This is a genomic window from Streptomyces abyssalis (assembly GCF_001751365.1).
Lineage (GTDB): Bacteria > Actinomycetota > Actinomycetes > Streptomycetales > Streptomycetaceae > Streptomyces > Streptomyces abyssalis.
Window position 1 is genome coordinate 374,310 of the sequence record NZ_LJGT01000036.1, and the last position, 16,890, is coordinate 391,199.

Below are 16,890 nucleotides of genomic sequence, written 5' to 3' on the forward strand. Positions count from 1 at the left end.
TGCTGTGAACTTCACCCCGATGCCGTCGAGTTGAAAATATCAGGTGACCGCTCGCTCCTTGAAGAGCCGGGCAGGCACGGAAATCCGCTCGGCCTGGCGCGATGAGCTGGGCTCATGGGTGCCGTGTGGCCGGTCCGCCCTGCGGGGCGCCGTCCTCGTCGGAGCCGTCGGCGTCCTGCCGGTCCAGCCAGCCTGTGGTGATCAGGTACTGCCCGAGGATGTAGCCGGTCATGATCAGCAGCTCTTGCGAGGGCACCTTGCGGCCGGCCGCCTGCAGCCCGATCAGCAGGTCGGAGCCGACGAACGCCGCGGCCCCCGCGCCCACCCGGCCGCCGACCCCGAGTGCCGTGGCGCCCATGACCGTCAGGGCGAGGCTGTAGCCGGCGACGGGCAGCCGCAGCCGCTTGTCCAGCGTGGGCGCGAGCACGCCGTTCACGGCGGCCCAGCCGGCGAGGCAGCCGGCGGCCGTCCAGGGCTTGCGCCGCAGCGAGCGCAGCGCGCCCAGCCGTGCGTACCCGGTGGTGTAGTTGACCTGGGTGCCCAGGAAGGCGGCCATCCCCAGGAGGAAGGCCGGTTCGTGCTCGTCGAAGAGGAGGGCGGTGTCCCCGGCGGTGGCGAAGGCGAGGCCCGTGACGAGGGGGGCGGGTGCTGCTGACGTCCCGTCGGCCCGGCGACGCAGCACGTACGAGGCGAGGGCCGGCATGAGGAGCGGCTTCGCGGCGCGGCGCAGGCCGCGCGTACGGTCGCTCGCGACGGCCGCCAGATCCGCGGCGGCGAGGGCGCCGAAGGCGACCAGGGCGCTGCGGCCGTTCCCGTCGGGGCGGGTGGTGCGCGCGGCCGCCGCTGACGTCGCTCTGCGGATTCTGTGGCGGGTGGAGCGTCCTGTGATCATCATGCCGGGCAGTCTTGTCCGCGCCCGCACGGCCGGTCAACAGGGCCGGGGCGGCGCCGGAAGGGACTCACCTGCGACGCATTCGGTCGAAGGGGGCGAGTGGCGCGGCGCGGCCGGGGGCGGGCGTTCCTACGGTTCGTCGTGAAGGGCCGGACCGGCCGTGCCCGTCCATCAACCGGAGGCGCAGATGACCTCGGAGACCGCACGGCGGGAGCAGACCGCATGACCCCGCCCATCGTCGTGCATCCTCCGGCGACGGGCGGCGGCCGCCGTGTCACCGCGCACGCGGAGCAGCTGGGCATCGCCTTCCGCCAGGAGGACGTCAGCGAGTTCCTGCGTCACGCGGGCCTGAGCGAGGACGAGATCCAGCTCGACGACCCCAATCTGATCGAGTGGCGCGGCGGCGGTCCGGAGGTATGGGGCTGAAGCGCTCCGGCGCTCCGCCCTGCCGGAGACGCCGGAGACGGAGGCCGCCGGGAGCCGCGGCTCCCGGCCCGCTCAGCGCCCGCGAAGGAGCACCCCTGACGCGATGAACCCTGCCGCCCGCGGCGGTCGGTCCATGCAAGAGCAATCGCGCACATCGTGGCCGAGGAGGACGGAAGCCATGCAGAAGATCACTACGTTTCTCTGGTACGACGACCAGGCCGAGGAGGCCGTGAACCACTACACGTCGGTCTTCCCCGACTCGCGCGTGATCGACGTGCAGCGGTACGGGGAGGCCGGGCCGGGCGAGGCCGGCACGGTCATGACCATCGCGTTCGAACTCTCCGGGCAGCGCTTCACGGCACTCAACGGCGGCCCGGAGTTCACATTCAACGAGGCCGTCTCGCTCTACGTGGACTGCGCCGACCAGGCGGAGGTCGACATGTACTGGGAGAAGCTCGGCGACGGCGGCGAGGAAGGTCCGTGCGGCTGGCTGAAGGACAGGTTCGGCCTGTATTGGCAGATCGTGCCGCGGATCCTGCCGGAGCTGATCGGCGACCCCGACCCGGAGAGATCCGCGCGGGTGATGAAGGCGATGTTCGGGATGAGGAAGCTGGACGTGCAGGCTCTGGTGGACGCCGGCAAGCCGTGAGCCGGACGCCGCGTCCCGAGGGCGCGGTGGCGGTGCGCCGGACGCGGATGCGGGAGCGGGAACGCGAGCGGGTGCGGGCACGAGGTGAGGGCCTCGTGCCCGCACCCGTATGCTGCCGGGGCAGCGCCGCGCGTGAAGGGGACGACCGATGACGCCTGATCAGTGGGCCACGATCCGGCGGCTCGTGGAGTGGCTGGACTCCGCCAACGGCGACGGCGAGCAGGAGACGGCGATGCGCCTGATGAAGCTCGCCGAGGAGTCCGGCGAGGTGATGCAGGCGTACATCGGCACGACGGGGCAGAACCCCCGCAAGGGCCGTACGCACACCTCCGCCGACGTGGCCGCGGAGCTGTGCGACGTTATCCTCACCGCCGCCGTCGCGCTGCACCGGTTCACCGGCGACCCGGCGGCCGCACTCGACGCCAGGATCGGTGAGGTGGCGCGGCGTTCCCTGGTGCCGCACGGCCCGGAGCCCGTGCAGACGGCGCGGGATCCGCACGGGCAGCACCAGCCGCACGAGGCGAACGAGGCGCAGTCGCCTGACGAGCCGGGGCGGCCCCGCTCCGGCACGACAGCCGGCTGACGCGTCAGGTCAGGGCTGCGGCTCGGGCTTCTGCCGCCCGGGCGCGGTGTCGCCGTGACCACCCGTCAGTACGGGGGCTGCCGTCGCGGACCCCGTGTGGTCCGCCGCAGGGTCCGCGCCGCCCGCGTCCTTTGCGAGGCGGGTGCCGTCCGGACCGTCCCCGTCGTCCACGCGGGCGGTCGCGACGTCAGCGAAGGCCGCCGCGTCGCCCTCCGGGCCGCCGGACGCCAGCGCGCCCTCCGTGTCCGGGGAGAGCGACTTCTGGGCGCGTCCCATGGCGAGCAGCACGACGACCATCACCGCCGGACACAGAGCGAAGACGGTGAACGCTCCGGACGTGCCCAGTCCCGCGTCGAGCAGCACCCCGCCGAGCCAGGGGCCCACCATGGCGCCGACCTTGGCAACGGAGGACGCCCAGGCGGCGCCGTTGGCACGTATCGCCGTGGGATAGAAGGTGCCGGCGATGCTGGTGATGCCCCCGTGCCCGCCGTTGATGAACATCTTCGCGGAGATGATCACGCAGATGTACAGCACCGGCCCCGGGGCCCCGAGCCCCAGTGTCAGCATCGCGGCCGTGGCCATCAGCGGCATCCACAGGATGCTGCCCACGCCCTTGCGGTCCACGAACCTGCTGATCGCAAGCTGCGCGCAGGCGCCCGCGACGCTCGCCGCGGCGGCGATGAGAGCCGCGGAGCTGACGCTGAAGCCCATCCGCTCGTTGATGAGCGGCGTCCAGAAGACCATGAAGTAGATCAGTGCGGACGAGCACACGTACACGGTCCACAGCAGCGGCGTGATGCGTGCGAGTGAGCCACGGAAGAGCGTGACCGGCGTGAACTTCCTGCCCGGGGCGGCCGGTTGTGGATCGCCGGGCACGAAGTGCGTTGCCGGCTCCACCGCTTGGCCGGGCCACAGCCGGGTGAGGATCTGCGCGATGCGCCGGTCGGCGTCCGGACGGCCGCGCTGTGCCAGGAACTTCACGGATTCGGGAAGGAAGAGCATCACCGGTACGAGTGCGAGCAGCGAGCAGACGCCGCCCGCCACGAAGACCGAACTCCAGCCGTAGCCGGGCACCATGAGGTTGGATACGGGCCCGCCGGCCGCGCCGCCGAGCGTGTAGCCGACCATGATCACCGAGATGGCGGTGACGCGGAACCGCTTCGGCGCGTACTCCGCGGTCAGCGCCCAGGACAGCGGCAGCACTCCGGCGAGGAAGAACCCCGAGACGAAGCGCAGCACGAAGAGATGTGCGTACGTGTCCGCCAGGGCGAAGGCCATCATGAAGACGCCGAAGCCCGCGACGCACATCGCTATGGAGGGCTTGCGGCCGATTCGGTCGCCCAGATACCCCATGCACAGACCGCCGACGAGCGTGCCGAAGAGACCGACCGTGCCGAGCGTGCCCAACTGGGTGTCGCTCAGGCCGAAGTCCCCTTTCAGGTACGTGGCGGTGAAGGAGAGGATCTGGAAGTCGAAGCCGTCGAGGAAGGTGATCAGGCAGCAGATCCCGAAGACCCTGTACCAGGCCCTGCGGCCCTGCTGTTTCTCGATGAGCGGTGCGAGTTCCACGACGGGCGGTGAGGCGGGCCCGTCCGGGGACGACGGTGCGGATGACATGGGAAGCTCCTCGTCATTGAGGGTGTGCCGGGTGCGCGGGACGGACGGTGACCAGGCCGCGCCCGTCGCCGGCGTCGACGCGGACGCGGTCGCCGGTGCGGATCACGGTGAGCGGGTCCCGGTCCAGCGCGGTGACGGCGGGGACGCGGGTGACGACCGCCCCGAGGGCGGCCTTGGTGGTGGTCGTGACGTAGATCATCGCCAGCGGTGCGGTGCCGAGCAGGCGCGTCGACTGGAAGAACCCGGCCCAGCCCGAGGAGCCCTTGGCGCCGGGGAAGACGAGCACCTTGCCGGCGAACGACTGCCCGTACAGGGGGTGGCGGCGTTCGATGATCACGCCGCGTGCGGGGTCGATGCCGCCCCAGCCGGAGATCGTCGCCTGCGAGACGAGAGCCTCGCCCTCGGCCGTGCCGGGGACGACGGTCCTGCCGTGCAACTCGACCACGGCGTGAGGGTGTCGGCCCGTCTCAGGGGGCGACGGTGACGGGGCGGGGGCGCCTGCCGCGGCCGTCCGGCGCGTGCTCATCGCAGCTCTCCCTTCCAGCGGCCGGTGACGGCCGCGGAGATGCAGTCCTGGAGCGTGCCGAACCAGGCCTCGATGCCGAGGATCGCGGGCAGGTAGTGCGCCTGCTTCGCCGAGTCGGTGGCGAAGACCCTGGTGCCGGGCGGTGCGGAGCGGGACATGGCGGGGCAGGAGTCGGTCAGGACGCGGGCTCCGGCCCGCTCGATCGTGCCCGTCCATCCGTTGCGGTCGGCGGTGGTGCGCAGGGCTCTGGGCACCATCAGCCACAGCTGCGTCCCGGAGTGCAGGCGGCGGCCTTCGAGAAGGTGCGCGGTCTCCCGTACCTGGTCGAGGGAGGCGTGCGGGCAGCCGAGCAGCACGAAGTCGACATCGGCTCGCTCACCCTGGGAGTTGAGGTCCTCGTAGACGCCGCGGCGCTCGCGCTCGCCGTACGGCACCGCCTCCGGCGGCGCGGCCCCGGCCCCGGTCCCGTTCCCGAACGCGGCCTGTGTGGTGGGCGCTTCGGGGGTTATGCCGGGCAGGTGGTAGATCTCCACTCCCCCGGACGATGCCGCCGCAGCGCCGAAGTGCTTCAGGTCGAGCAGGTCGGGCTGCCTCAACTCGCCGGTCACGACCGGGCGTTCGTCCTGGACGAGACCGCCCGCGAAGTAGCCGAGCATGCCCCACTCCAGCGGTCCGTCGACGGGCGTGCGTGCCTCGATGAGATGGGTGCCGCGGCGGTTGGCGGCGTGGTGGTTGCCCCAGCAGGGGATGCGGCCGGTCAGCGACGCCGCGCCGGTGGACGCGGTGCCCTCGCAGTTCGTACGGGCGCCGAGCACGGAGTTGGCGTACACCACCGCGGAGGACTCCATCCACGCGACGTGCTCGCCGCGTACGGGGATGTTGCCGACCTGGTAAGGCGTGCACGTCGCGAGGATGTTGACGCCCTTGCGGCCGTAGAAGGACTCCGCGTCGCTCTGCAGCTCGATCATTTCCTTCGGGTACGGGGCGATGCCCTCGGAGTCCGGGCCGAAGGACTGCTGGAGCTGGCACGTGGGCACGCGCATGGCGGGAATACGCAGATCCTCGTCGCTGTCCAGGTTGATCACGGCGTACGCCTTGTCCCAGCCGCCCTCGCGCACGAGCCGGGCCTTCACGGGCGAGGGCTGGGTCATCGTCCCGGCGACGTTGCGGACGTCGCAGAGCCGTTCGGCGTCGAGCGCGCGGCCGTAGCGGACGAGGAGGTCCATCGCCGCCGCGGTCGCGGGGCCCTCGGCGCCGTCCAGCATGGCCTTGTCGGAGTCGGTGAGCAGCATCAGCGGTGGGCTCCTCGTGTGCGGGGTGAGAGGACCGCTCCCTCCTGCAGGGGGCGTACGGTGCGCCGGTAGACCGAGAGCCAGCCGCGCGCCGCCGTGCCGGCTTGGGAGGGCTCCTGCGTCCGTGTCTCCAACTCCTCCCGGCGCCGGGCGAGTTCGTCGTCCGGGACGAGGAGGTCGGCGCGGCGCGAGGTGAGGTCGACCGTGATGGTGTCTCCGTCGCGTACGAGTGCCAGCGGCCCTCCGTCGGCGGCCTCGGGCGACACCTCGCCGACGACGACGCCCTTGTTGACCAGACCGGACAGCTGCCCGTCGGTGACCACGGCCACCTGCCCCGTCAAACCCGCCCCGTCGAGGGCGAAGACAGGGCGGGACGCCATGCCCATGCCGGGCGTGCCCTTGGGGCCGAGGCCGCGGAGCACCAGCACGTCTCCGGCCGCGACTGCGCCCTCGCGCAGCCCGTCGAGGGCCGCGTGCGGGTCCTCGTAGACCCTGGCCGGTCCGGTGAAGGACGTCTCGCGCTGTTCGTCGACGGCGAGTTTGACGATGCCGGTCGCGGGGGCGAGGCTGCCGCGCACGAGGACGATGGTGGGCCGCCGTCCGTGCGGCTTGTCCGCGGGGCGGATCACCCGGCCGTCGGGGTGCGGCGCCCCGGCCAGGTTCTCGCCGAGAGTGCGCCCGGTCACCGTCCCCGCGCTCGTGTGCAGCAGCCCGCCGAGGCCGCGCATCACGCACGCCGCGCCGCCTGCCGCGTCGAACTCCTCTATGGAGTGGGGTCCGTTGGGGCGTACGGCGGCCAGCAGCGGGACGCTGTCGGCGAGTTGCTCGTACAGGCCGTAGACGTCGATGCCGGACTCGGCCTCCTCGGCGATCGCCTGCAGGTGCTTCACCGAGTTGACGGAGGCGCTGACCGACAGCATCAGCGTGACCGCGTTCTCGAATGCCGGGGGTGTGAGCACGTCGCGCGGGCGCAGATCCTCGTGCACGAGAGCGACGGCCCGGCTCGCGGCGGCACGCACGTCGTCCCGCATCTTCGCGCTCTCGGCGAGCACGGGAGTCGAACCCGGCAGTGCCATGCCGAGGGCCTCGCAGGCCATGTGCATGGAGTTGGCGGTGCCCATGCCCGCGCACACCCCGGGGCCTGCGACGGCGGTCTCGCTCATGCCGGTCAGCTCCTCCAGGGAGAGCCGTCCCTGCGCGTGGTGGCCGGCGCCGAGGAAGACGTCCTCGATGTCGCAGTGCCTGCCGCGGTAGGTGCCGCACGCCTGGTAGCCGCAACCGGCCATGACCGTCGGGAGGTTGATGCGGGCGGCGGCCATCAGCTGGCCCGGCGCGGTCTTGTCGCAGGAGGCCAGGCAGATCATCCCGTCAAGCTGTGCGCCCTCCACCGCGGCCTCGATGTCGTGGCTGATCAGGTCGCGTGCGGAGAGGATGTAGCCGCCGCGTCCTCCGGCGCTGTGGATGAAGTCGCTGGGTGCGACGGTGCGGATCTCGAAGCCCAGGCCGCCCGCTTCGTCGACCGCCTCCTTCGCCGCCCGGGCGACCGCGTCCAGGTGGCTGTAGCAAGTGGCCAGCGAGGACGAGGAGTTGACGATCGCGATCTTCGGCTTGGCCATGTCCTCGTCGGTGAGGCCGAGGGCGCGCCACTGTGCCCGGCGTACGGCCCACGGGGATGTGCCCGGCCGGTAGTTGCTGCGCAGTTCCGTCATGGCCTGCTCCTGCTCCTCGGTCCTCTTGCCTCTGGTCTGCCTCTTGCCTCTGGTCTGCATCGGGCTTCTGGTCCGCCTCGGGCCTCTGGGCGTCCTCTGCCGGCCGTCGCGGCCTGGCCGCCGGTCAGCCGTCGAGGTTGGCCTTGAGCCGTTCGCGCAGTGCGGGGACCTCGATGTCGTGCACGCTGCCGTCACCTCCCGCGAGGTCGAGGGCATGTGCCGCCCCGGCGCCCATCGCGGCGCACGGGCCCATCACCCGGACGCTGGAGAGGGCGGCTGCGTCGCCGTCGGCGCAGCGGCCCGCGGCGACGAGGTTGTCGGCGTCCGGGGAGAGCATCGAGCGCAGCGGCACGTAGTGCAGGTGGTCGGCGTCGAACATCTCCCACACGTAGCCCTCGGCGCGGTCGTGCAGTTCGATCGGCCACGCCGTACGGGCGACGGAGTCGGGGAAACGGGTGCCGGCGCGCACCTCGTCGAGGGTGAGCGCGTGCACGCCCTTGATCCAGCGGGTCTGACGGCGGCCCGGCAGCCCGTAGGAGCGCACCCGCGCCCTCCCGAACGCCTTGGGATATTCGGCGCGCAGGAACTCGACTACGAGGTCGGCCTGTTCGCGTCCTTCGAGCTGGGCCTGCGCGGCGCGTACGGGATCGAGCGGCGCTTCGACGTGGGTCATGTTCATCACGGCCGTGTTCCGGCCGGGGAAGAAGAAGGCGAGGCCGTCCCCGCGCAGCAGCCCGTACTCGCCGGCCTTGCGGGCGACGTGCTCGGCGAGTTCCTCACGTCCGGGCTGGTGCGTCTCGTCCAGGTGCTCCAGCACGATCTGCTGCGAGCCGTAGATGGTGCGCTCGGGGACCCGGCAGGGCAGTCCCGCCTCCCATGCGAGCGCGGCGTCGCCGGTCGCGTCGACGAAGCCGGGTGCCGTGACGCGGACGTCGCCGAAGCGGGTCGCGAAGGTGACGGTCCCGATGCGGCGCCCGGCGCGTTCGACGCCGGTGATGGAGGCGCCGAGGACGACGCGTATGCCCAGTTCGCGGATGCGCCGCTCGACCCACCGTCCGAGAGCCACTTCGTCATAACTGACGGTGATGGTGTGCCCGCGGTTGAAGTGCAGGTCGTCGCTCGCGCCGAGGCTGTCGAAGATGTCGTCGAACATGCCGTGGGTGAGCTGTCGGTAGCCGGGTGCGTTGCCGAACACCCCGCAGAAGAGCCCGATGAGGGAGTTGACCATCTGACCGCCGAGCACGGGCAGGCTGTCGACCAGCACGACGTCGCGTCCCAGCCGGGCCGACTCGATCGCCGCGGACACCCCGGAGACGCCCGCCCCCACCACGCACACGTCCGCGTCCAGGGCGTGGGCCGCGGGGCCGGGCGCCTTGGTGACGGTGCGCAGGGTGAGTTCGGACAGCGCGTGGGGCATGCGGCCTCCCTGGGTGAGCTGCGGCGGCTCCCTGCGGCGGGCGGGTGCGCGGCGGAGCAGGCGTCGCGGGCAGACTAGGAAGCCCACTTCCGGAAAAGGAACGTCCGGTTCAATAGCCTCTTCGGCTGGCTGCCATCAACGGCGCTTATGCCGTGGTCTCGACCCCAGGTCAGCCGGGCCGCAGGTCACGGCGCCGCCTCGGCCGCGGCCCGCGCCACCAGACCGCGCAGCCAGACGTTCGCCGGGTCCTTGTCGTAGACCGTGTCCCACCACAGGAGTTCGTCGATCTCGTCGAGCGGGACGGGCCACTCCACGGCCCGCACTCCCCGCTCGGCCGGCAGCCGGGCCGCGAGACGCGCGGGGTACAGCGCCACGCGGCGCGTGCCGGCGATGAAGTCGGGCACGGCCCGGTAGCTCTCCACCCGTACGGCGATCCGCGGGCGTATGCCGAGCGCCGTCAGCTGCCGGGTCGCCGGGGATGCGGAGGGATAGCCCGCGTCCCGGTGGTAGGGCACCACCCACGGCAGCGGCGTCAGGTCCGCCGGCCCGAAGGACTCCGCCTCGCACAGCGGATGGTCCGCCGAGAGGAGGCACATCCAGCGGTCCCTGAAGAGCGGCTGCGAGCTGACCGGCGTACGGAAGTGACCCAGCCGCGGGGAGACCATCCCGTCGACGAGCCTGATGGTCTCGACGATGTCGCCGCCGATCGTCTCCCGTACGAGCCGCATGTGCAGCGCCGCCCGTGGCGCCTCGCGGGCCAGCAGCCGCGAGAGCCGGTCGCCGAGCACGGTCGCCGGATAGTCGGACATCAGCAGCGTGAACTCGCGCCGGGAGTCGGCCGGTTCGAAGGCGCTGCCGGTGGCGAAGAGGCGTTCGGTGGCGGCGCAGACCGTCTCCACCTGCTCGGTCAGCTGCGTGGCGAGCGGGGTGAGGACGTAGGCGCCGCCCGTACGCAGCAGCAGCTCGTCCCCGAAGTGCCGGCGAAGCCGCGACAGCGAGGCGCTGACGGCGGGCTGGGACACCCCGAGTCGCTTCGCAGCCCGGGTGACGTTGCGCTCCCGGAACAGCTCGCGCAGTGTGACCAGGAGATTCAGGTCGAGATTGGCGAGGTGGGCGGGCGTGCGCTCGGGCGGGGTGGCCATGCGGGCAGCGTGCGTGGTGGGCCGCCGGGCGGCAAGCCCTCCGCAGGCAGAAACGGAAGTCACCATTCCTGCTCCCGGACCTCCGGTGCCGCCCCGGACCCCGTCCGTACGGTCCGCTCCCCCGCAGGCACCGGGCGTCATGTGCGTTGACGGATGGCGTCCGCCTGTCTAGCTTTCGCCGCGGGACGGCCCGTCCGATTCGTCCGAAGGAGAGCCACCATGCGCGAGGGGAACCGGGCGGCGGCGCACAGCGGCACCGGCACCGGCACCGGTTCGGTGACGGGCAGAGCGCTGCGCGTGCTGGAGGCCTTCACGCCCTCCGCTCCGGTGCTCACGCTCACCGAGATCTCCCGCCGCAGCGGACTGCCGCTCACCACGGCGCACCGCCTCGTGAGCGAGCTGGCCGACTGGGGCGCACTCGAACGCGACCCGGAGCGGGGTTACCGCATCGGCCTGCGCCTGTGGGAGATCGCGGCGCTCGCCCCGCGCGGCCTGGGCCTGCGCGAGGTCGCACTCCCCCACCTGTCGGACCTCGCGCGCGTCACCGGCGAAAACGTGCAGCTGGCGGTGCGCGAGGACCTGTCCGTGGTGTACGTGGAGAGGCTCGCGGGATGCGCTTCGGTGCCCGTTCTCACACGCGTCGGCGGTCGTTTCGCGCTCACTCCGACCAGCGTCGGACGCGTACTGCTCGCCCACGCGCCCGCGGACGTGCAGGAGCGCGCGCTGGCGCAGCGGCAGCGGAGCTACACCGAGCGGACCGAGTGCGATCCCGTACGGCTGCGCCAGGCGCTCGCGGAAGTCCGGCAGACCGGCGTCGCCGTGTGCGAGCGGCAGGTGACGATGGACAGCGTGTCCGTTGCCGCTCCGGTGCACGGTCCGGGCAACGGGCCGGGGAACGAAGTCGTCGCGGCGGTCTCGGTCGTCGCCCACGTGGAGACCGTCCAGGCCCACACGCTGGTGCCGCTCGTCCAGGTCGCCGCCTCCGGCATCTCGCGCGCGCTCGGCGCGCCGGCACCCGGTTCCCGCAGCGGCTACGGGGGCTCCGGCAGGTCGCGCAGCCGTACGGACAGGCAGGTCACGCAGCCCTCCAGCTTCTCGAACTCGCCGATGTCCACCGGGACGGGCTCATAGCCGAGCCCGGCGAGCAGCTCCGCGCTGCGGGGCGCTCCGGAAGCCATCAGGAGGCGGTTCCCGCCGAGGAGCACGACGTGGGCGCCGGCCTCCTCCGGCACCGCCCGGAAGCGGGGGAAGTACGACGGGTCGTCCACGAGCGGCGGATGGCCAATGACCGTGCCGTCCGGCAGCGCGGTGACGGCGGATTTCAGATGGAGCACCCTGGTCACGGGCACGGGGACCACGTGTGCGCCCAACGGCTCGAAGGCGGCGCGCAGTTGGCGCACGCCCTCCTCGTTCGTACGTCCGCCGAGGCCCACGTACACCGTTCCCCCGCTCTTGAGCACGTCCCCGCCGTCGAGCGTCCCCGGCGGTTCCACGCGGAGGACGGCGCAGCCCAGGGCGCGGACCGACTCCTCGACGGCTGCGGTCTCGGAACGCCGCGAAGCGGCCCCGGGCCGGCAGATCAGCGCCGTACCGCCCAGGACGACCACGGCGTCCTCCACGAACACGCTGTCCGGGCAGGTCTCTTCGGCCGGCACCTCGACCGTCCGCCAGCCGTTGTCCCGCAACGCCCGTACATAGCCGTCCCATTGGCGCACGGCGAGCGCCGGGTCGACCGGCACCCGCTCCAGGTGGGTGATCAGACCCTCCGCGAGACGCGGGACGGGCGGGCGTACGAGGGCGAGGGCCTTCGCTTCGGGCACGGGCTGACTCCGTATGTCGGCGGGCGGCGGGCGGTGATCGGCGGGCGCGGTCGCGCTACGGCGGGGTGATCGCACCCAGCAGCGCCCGCGCGCACAGGTCCCGCACGTGGTCGCGCGGCATGCGGGGCTCCTCCTCCAGCCACTCCAGGCAGACCGTCACCATGAAAGAGAGCCAGCCGCGCACGGCGATGCGGAGCGTGGGCAGGTCCGCGGCGATGCTCGCTGCTTCCGGGTCCGCGGCGAGCACGTCCAGGATCTGCCGTTCCTGTGCGGCGAGGCCTTGCCGGTAGACCTTGCGCACCGCCGGGTCTCCGGCCGCCTCGGCGCGGTGGAAGGCGCGGAAACCCTGCGCGTGGTTCTCGACGTATTCGAGGAAGCAGTCCAGGCCGCTGGTCAGCTGCTCCCGTACGGGCACGCCCGGATCGGCTGCGGTCAGGCGCAGCATCCGGCGGCTCTCCCGCTCGACGACGGCGGCGAAGAAGTCGTTCTTGGTCGGGAAGTAGTGGTACAGAAGCCCGCGCGAGACACCCGCGATCTCGGCGACGTGCTCGATCGAGACGTCCTCGTGGGGCCTGCTCGCGAACAGCCGCGCACCCACGGCAAGAAGCTCCTCGCGGCGCTCTTCGGTGCTCAGCCGGCGGCGCGTGCGCTCCCCCTGCTTCCCGCCCATGGAGCGTCACTTTACTTGACGCCCGTACGGCCCCTGCTCAGACTGGAGGTCTTATTGAACCGATGTATAACAAGCCCATACGGGCTTGCGGCACGGGGAGTTGAGGCGGATGGCCCAGGCACGGACAGCGGGCACGGCGGCCGGACCGGCGGGGCACGGCAGCGCGGGCAAGGGATTCCGCAGCGCCCGGCTGGGCTGGCCCGAGCTGCACCGCATTCCGCATCCGCCGCGCCGCGTACCGGTTCTGGGCGACGTGCTCGGTGCGAGCGTCCGCTCGCCGGTTCAGGACTCGATGCGCGTCGGGCGCCAACTGGGGCCGGTCTTCCGGCGCAAGGCGTTCAACAAGGAGATCGTCTTCGTGTGGGGCGCGGACCTCGCGGCCGAGCTCGCCGACGAGTCGCGCTTCGCCAAGCACGTCGGCCTCGGTGTCGCCAACCTCCGCCCACTCGCCGGCGACGGCCTCTTCACGGCCTACAACCACGAGCCCAACTGGCAACTCGCGCACGACATACTCGCGCCCGGCTTCAGCCGTGCGGCCATGGAGGGCTATCACCCGCTGATGCTCGACGTGGCCCGGCAGCTCACCGCCTTCTGGGACGAGCGCAGCCACGCCGGGGAAGCGGTCGACGTTCCGGGCGACATGACGAAGCTGACCCTGGAGACCATCGCGCGCACCGGGTTCGGGCACGACTTCGGCTCCTTCGAACGCTCACGGCCGCACCCGTTCGTGACGGCCATGGTCGGAGCGCTCTCGTACGCGCAGCGCCGCAACACCGCCCCTCCGCTGCTGGGCCCGCTGATGCAGCGCGGCGCCGCGAAGCGGGACAAGGCCGACCGCGCCTACCTCGACAGCACCGTCGACCAGGTCGTCGAGGCCCGGCGCGGCAGCGACGGCACCGGCGCGCGCGGCGATCTCCTGGACCGCATGCTGGAGACCGCCCACCCGGACACGGGCGAGCGTCTCTCGCCGCGGAACATCCGCCGCCAGGTCGTCACCTTCCTCGTCGCCGGGCACGAAACGACCTCCGGGGCACTCTCGTTCGCCCTCCACTACCTCTCGCGGAACCCCGCCGTGCTGCGGCGTGCGCAGGCCGAGGTGGAGCAGGTCTGGGGCGGCACCGAGGAACCCGCGTACGAGCAGGTCGCGCGGCTGCGGTACGTACGCCGTGTGCTGGACGAGTCGCTCCGGCTGTGGCCGACCGCTCCTGCCTTCTCCCGGGAGGCGCTGCGGGCGACGACGCTCGGCGGTCTCCACCCGATGCACAAGGGCGCCTGGGCGCTCGTACTGATCATGCTGCTGCACCGGGACCCGGCCGCATGGGGCGAGGACGCGGAGACCTTCGACCCCGACCGCTTCGAGCCGAAGGCGGTGCGTGCCCGGCCGCCGCACGTGTTCAAGCCGTTCGGTACGGGCGCACGTGCCTGCATCGGGCGGCAGTTCGCGCTGCACGAGGCGACCCTCGTTCTCGGGCTGCTGCTCCGGCGCTACGACTTCCGGGCGGACCCGGACTACCGGCTGGAGGTCTCCGAGCGGCTCACCCTGATGCCGCGCGGCCTCCGGCTGCATCTCACCCGGCGTACCCACTCGCCGCAGGCGCGGACGCCGGCCGCGGCCCGCGGCTGACGCGCAACGCGTCGCGTTCGCGCCCCTGTTCAGGTTCGGTGGCCGCCCGGCCCGCTTCCGGGCACTGCTCAACTGCCCTGTACGGCGGGCGAGTCGGCGGTCAGCGGCGTGTCCCAGTCCAGCTGCCGCGCCAGTTCACCGTCGGAGGTGGCGGCGGAGGCTGAAGAAGGCGCGGGCGCTCCGGTGCGGCTCTTCCACTTCGCCCGGTAGCCCTCCAGCGTCCGCTGCAGACGGCTGGGAGCCCGACGGGGCGTCAGCCGGGCGCTGTCGACGATGTTGCGCTCGACGCGCGGCCTGCGGAGCCTCTCGTACCGCTCCAGCGCCGAGCGCGTATCGGGGGCGTCGCGCAGCGACTTGGCGAGCACCACCGCGTCCTCCAGGGCCATCGACGCGCCCTGGCCGGTCGCCGGGGAGGCGGCGTGCGCGGCGTCGCCGATGAGGAGCATGCGCTCCGTACGCCACCGCGTGACGGTCGACAGGTCGCGGGCGTTCGTCACCATGAGCCTGCCGTCGGTCGCCGCGACGATGTCCGCGGCGGGTGTCGCGTCGGGCCGCAGCAGCGGCAGGAGCCGCTCACGCCACCGGGCCGGCGTGGTCTCCGCGATCTCGGCGTCGCTCAGCTCCTCCGCCGACACGCGGGCGAACCAGAAGGTCTCCCCGCCGGGAGAGACCGCATAGCCCATGGCGGCCGTGCTGCCCCGCAGCATCTCGATGCGTCCGGGTTCGTTCGGGGGCGTGGCCTCGGTGGTGTAGCCGTAGAAGACACGCTGTCCCGCATAGCGCGGCCGTGTTGCCTCCGGGTCGGTCAACGGCCGTACGACGGAGTGGATTCCGTCGGCGCCGAGCAGCAGATCGCCGCGCGCCGTGCTGCCGTCGGCGAACCCCGCCGTGACGCCGGCCTCGTCCTCGGTCGCCGTCACGAACCGTTGGCCGTGCCTGACGTCGATTCCGCGGCGTACCGCCTCCTCCCGCAGTACGGCGCAGAGTTCGGCCCGGCGCAGACAGCGGAAGCGCCGCAGCGGGTCGCCCGTCTCACCGAGCGGGACGGTGGAGACCACGGAACCGGTGTCGCCGGTCAGACGCATCGCCGTCAGTTCGAAGCCCGCGCGGGCCACGGCCTCGGCGGCGCCGAACTGCGCCAGGGCGAGCATGCCGTTGCTCGCGAGGGTCAGGAAGGCACCGATGTCCGCGCCGCTGTCCGGATGGGCCTCGTGCACGCTGACCTGGGCGCCCGCCTTGTCCAGGGCCAGCGCCGCGGCGGTTCCGGCGATGCCGCCACCGATGATCAGGATCCGCATCTTCGAAGCCCTCATTCGCTGGTCGGTGCGCCGGCTGCGGCGGCCCGTCGACGAGTCGTCTGCGCGGACGGGACTCTCCCGCACCGCTGATGGCCGCACCGTCATGCCGCCCGGGTGAACGGTACCCGCTTCCCGGACTCGGCATCCGGGGGCGCACGCGGCTGCGCCGCCGGCGCCCGTTCGGCGTCCATGCATCGGTGCCGGAGAGCCGGCTGATCTGGTCGGGCCGGTATATCAGGGTGCCGCGGCGCACGGGCGGTCGTTCTGTCACGGGGACGAGGCCGAGGTTCGCGCGGCCGGCCGTCCGGAGAGTGCGCGCGAGGCGGGGGCGCCCGGGAACCTCTCGGGTCGCCCGCCGGACAACCGGACAGGGCTCCGCAGCAGCGGGCGGGGGGGCGTTGGGCCGGGTGCGCCGGGGCGGCCGACGGGAGGCGCCGCGTGCGGGCGCCGCCGACGGGTCGCCCGCTCCCGGACCGGCTTCGCAGGCCGCAGCAGAAGCCGCTCCGGGAGCGGGGCCCTTCGCTGGGCCGGTCAGGTCCTGTCCGGGTGGTCTTCTCGTGCCCGCGAAGACCACCCGGACAGGACCTGGCGCTTGGGCGAAGCCGCACTCCCCGCTGTGCGACCCCGCACCCCCCAAGCCCGGCCCTTCCCCGGCAGGTTGACGGACGGAACACCGGGCACCCGGTGTTCAGCATCACGTTGACACTATGTCGTTGTGGGCTTCAAGCCGCAAGCATCGTTCTGATAATTTCAAAGCAAGTCGCAAGGAAAACGCTTGTGTTGACGCTCACACAGCTGCCCCGTCGGTCTGCCGGGGCCGGCACCCGTGTGCGGACGTTCGTCTGGAAGCGCTCACATGTGTCTCGTTGCCGGCCGCACCACTGCGTACGTGCTCTCGACCGCGCACGTACCCGATCAACCTGCGTAAGGAGTTCGGAAGATGAACCCTGATGCTGTAACCGGCCCTGACACCGGCAGCCTCCGTAACGGGATGTCCGCACGCGAACTGGGCGCCGAAGGCTGGCACAAGCCCTGGAGCGGGCAGAACGGCGGCGCCTGCGTCGAGGCGAAGAAGCTTCCCGACGGCCGGGTGGCGCTGCGCCAGTCGACCGACCCCGAGGGGCCCGTGCTGCTCTACACCCCGGAAGAGATCACCGCGTTCATCGAGGGGGCCAAGGCAGGGGCTGCCGACTTCCTCACGGCCTGAGACGGCACGGTGCCGCCC

Annotated in this window: 16 protein-coding genes; 6 read left to right on the plus strand and 10 right to left on the minus strand. The window is 72.3% G+C overall.

Features of this window, described 5'->3' with window-relative positions; genetic code table 11:
* Positions 1-112: 112 nt before the first annotated feature.
* Positions 113-895 (minus strand): lysoplasmalogenase, encoded by a 783-nt coding sequence (locus AN215_RS02455; RefSeq protein WP_070012420.1) that lies wholly within the window; start codon positions 893-895, stop codon positions 113-115.
* 219 nt (positions 896-1,114) lie between these two features.
* Between AN215_RS02455 and AN215_RS02460 the strand changes: the two genes are divergently transcribed.
* From AN215_RS02460 to AN215_RS30190, 3 genes are all read left to right on the plus strand, one after another.
* The gene (locus AN215_RS02460; RefSeq protein ID WP_070012419.1) at positions 1,115-1,318 is read left to right on the plus strand and encodes a death domain-containing protein; all 204 of its coding nucleotides are present in this window, start codon (positions 1,115-1,117) and stop codon (positions 1,316-1,318) included.
* 178 nt (positions 1,319-1,496) lie between these two features.
* On the plus strand, positions 1,497-1,967 hold the full coding sequence (locus AN215_RS02465; protein ID WP_070012417.1) for a VOC family protein: 471 nt from the start codon (positions 1,497-1,499) through the stop codon (positions 1,965-1,967).
* A 148-nt stretch (positions 1,968-2,115) separates the two neighbouring features.
* Positions 2,116-2,550 (plus strand): MazG-like family protein, encoded by a 435-nt coding sequence (locus tag AN215_RS30190; RefSeq protein ID WP_070012416.1) that lies wholly within the window; start codon positions 2,116-2,118, stop codon positions 2,548-2,550.
* A gap of 9 nt (positions 2,551-2,559) precedes the next feature.
* Here AN215_RS30190 and AN215_RS02475 read toward each other — a convergent pair whose 3' ends face one another.
* The 6 genes from AN215_RS02475 to AN215_RS02500 form a co-directional block, all read right to left on the minus strand.
* The gene (locus AN215_RS02475) at positions 2,560-4,167 is read right to left on the minus strand and encodes an MFS transporter (RefSeq protein ID WP_070012414.1); all 1,608 of its coding nucleotides are present in this window, start codon (positions 4,165-4,167) and stop codon (positions 2,560-2,562) included.
* Positions 4,168-4,180: 13 nt separating this feature from the next.
* Entirely contained in the window at positions 4,181-4,612 is a 432-nt protein-coding gene (locus AN215_RS02480; RefSeq protein ID WP_070012413.1) for an aconitase X swivel domain-containing protein, read from the minus strand.
* Between the two features lie 77 nt (positions 4,613-4,689).
* Entirely contained in the window at positions 4,690-5,985 is a 1,296-nt protein-coding gene (locus AN215_RS02485) for an aconitase X (RefSeq protein WP_070012412.1), read from the minus strand.
* Positions 5,985-7,754 (minus strand): dihydroxy-acid dehydratase, encoded by a 1,770-nt coding sequence (ilvD, locus tag AN215_RS02490; protein WP_245694154.1) that lies wholly within the window; start codon positions 7,752-7,754, stop codon positions 5,985-5,987. Before ilvD ends, AN215_RS02485 begins: the two co-directional genes overlap by 1 nt.
* Positions 7,755-7,818: 64 nt before the next feature.
* Positions 7,819-9,111: an FAD-dependent oxidoreductase gene (locus AN215_RS02495; protein WP_070012411.1), complete on the minus strand. Its 1,293-nt coding sequence runs from the start codon at positions 9,109-9,111 to the stop codon at positions 7,819-7,821.
* Between the two features lie 185 nt (positions 9,112-9,296).
* Positions 9,297-10,253, minus strand: a complete 957-nt coding sequence (locus AN215_RS02500) for a LysR family transcriptional regulator (protein WP_070012409.1) — start codon at positions 10,251-10,253, stop codon at positions 9,297-9,299.
* A 219-nt stretch (positions 10,254-10,472) separates the two neighbouring features.
* On the opposite strand from AN215_RS02500, the gene AN215_RS02505 reads away from it, so the two are divergent.
* A complete protein-coding gene (locus tag AN215_RS02505) occupies positions 10,473-11,384 on the plus strand; it encodes an IclR family transcriptional regulator (RefSeq protein WP_070012408.1) in 912 nt (303 codons plus the stop codon).
* Here the strand turns inward: AN215_RS02505 and ddaH are convergent.
* Positions 11,285-12,073, minus strand: coding sequence for a dimethylargininase (gene ddaH / locus AN215_RS28320; protein ID WP_070012406.1), 789 nt, complete (start codon positions 12,071-12,073; stop codon positions 11,285-11,287). The two genes, AN215_RS02505 and ddaH, sit on opposite strands and share 100 nt — an antisense overlap.
* A 55-nt stretch (positions 12,074-12,128) precedes the next feature.
* The gene (locus AN215_RS02515; protein ID WP_070012405.1) at positions 12,129-12,743 is read right to left on the minus strand and encodes a TetR/AcrR family transcriptional regulator; all 615 of its coding nucleotides are present in this window, start codon (positions 12,741-12,743) and stop codon (positions 12,129-12,131) included.
* A 109-nt stretch (positions 12,744-12,852) separates the two neighbouring features.
* Here AN215_RS02515 and AN215_RS02520 point away from each other — a divergent pair, with 109 nt between their 5' ends.
* Positions 12,853-14,367 carry a cytochrome P450 gene (locus tag AN215_RS02520; protein ID WP_070012403.1) on the plus strand — a complete coding sequence of 505 codons (1,515 nt, stop codon included), beginning with the start codon at positions 12,853-12,855 and terminating at the stop codon, positions 14,365-14,367.
* A gap of 68 nt (positions 14,368-14,435) precedes the next feature.
* On the opposite strand, the gene AN215_RS02525 is transcribed toward AN215_RS02520, so the two are convergent.
* Positions 14,436-15,665 carry an FAD-dependent monooxygenase gene (locus AN215_RS02525; protein WP_070012401.1) on the minus strand — a complete coding sequence of 410 codons (1,230 nt, stop codon included), beginning with the start codon at positions 15,663-15,665 and terminating at the stop codon, positions 14,436-14,438.
* A 940-nt stretch (positions 15,666-16,605) separates the two neighbouring features.
* Between AN215_RS02525 and AN215_RS02530 the strand changes: the two genes are divergently transcribed.
* A complete protein-coding gene (locus AN215_RS02530) occupies positions 16,606-16,872 on the plus strand; it encodes a DUF397 domain-containing protein (RefSeq protein ID WP_070012399.1) in 267 nt (88 codons plus the stop codon).
* Positions 16,873-16,890 lie beyond the last annotated feature (18 nt).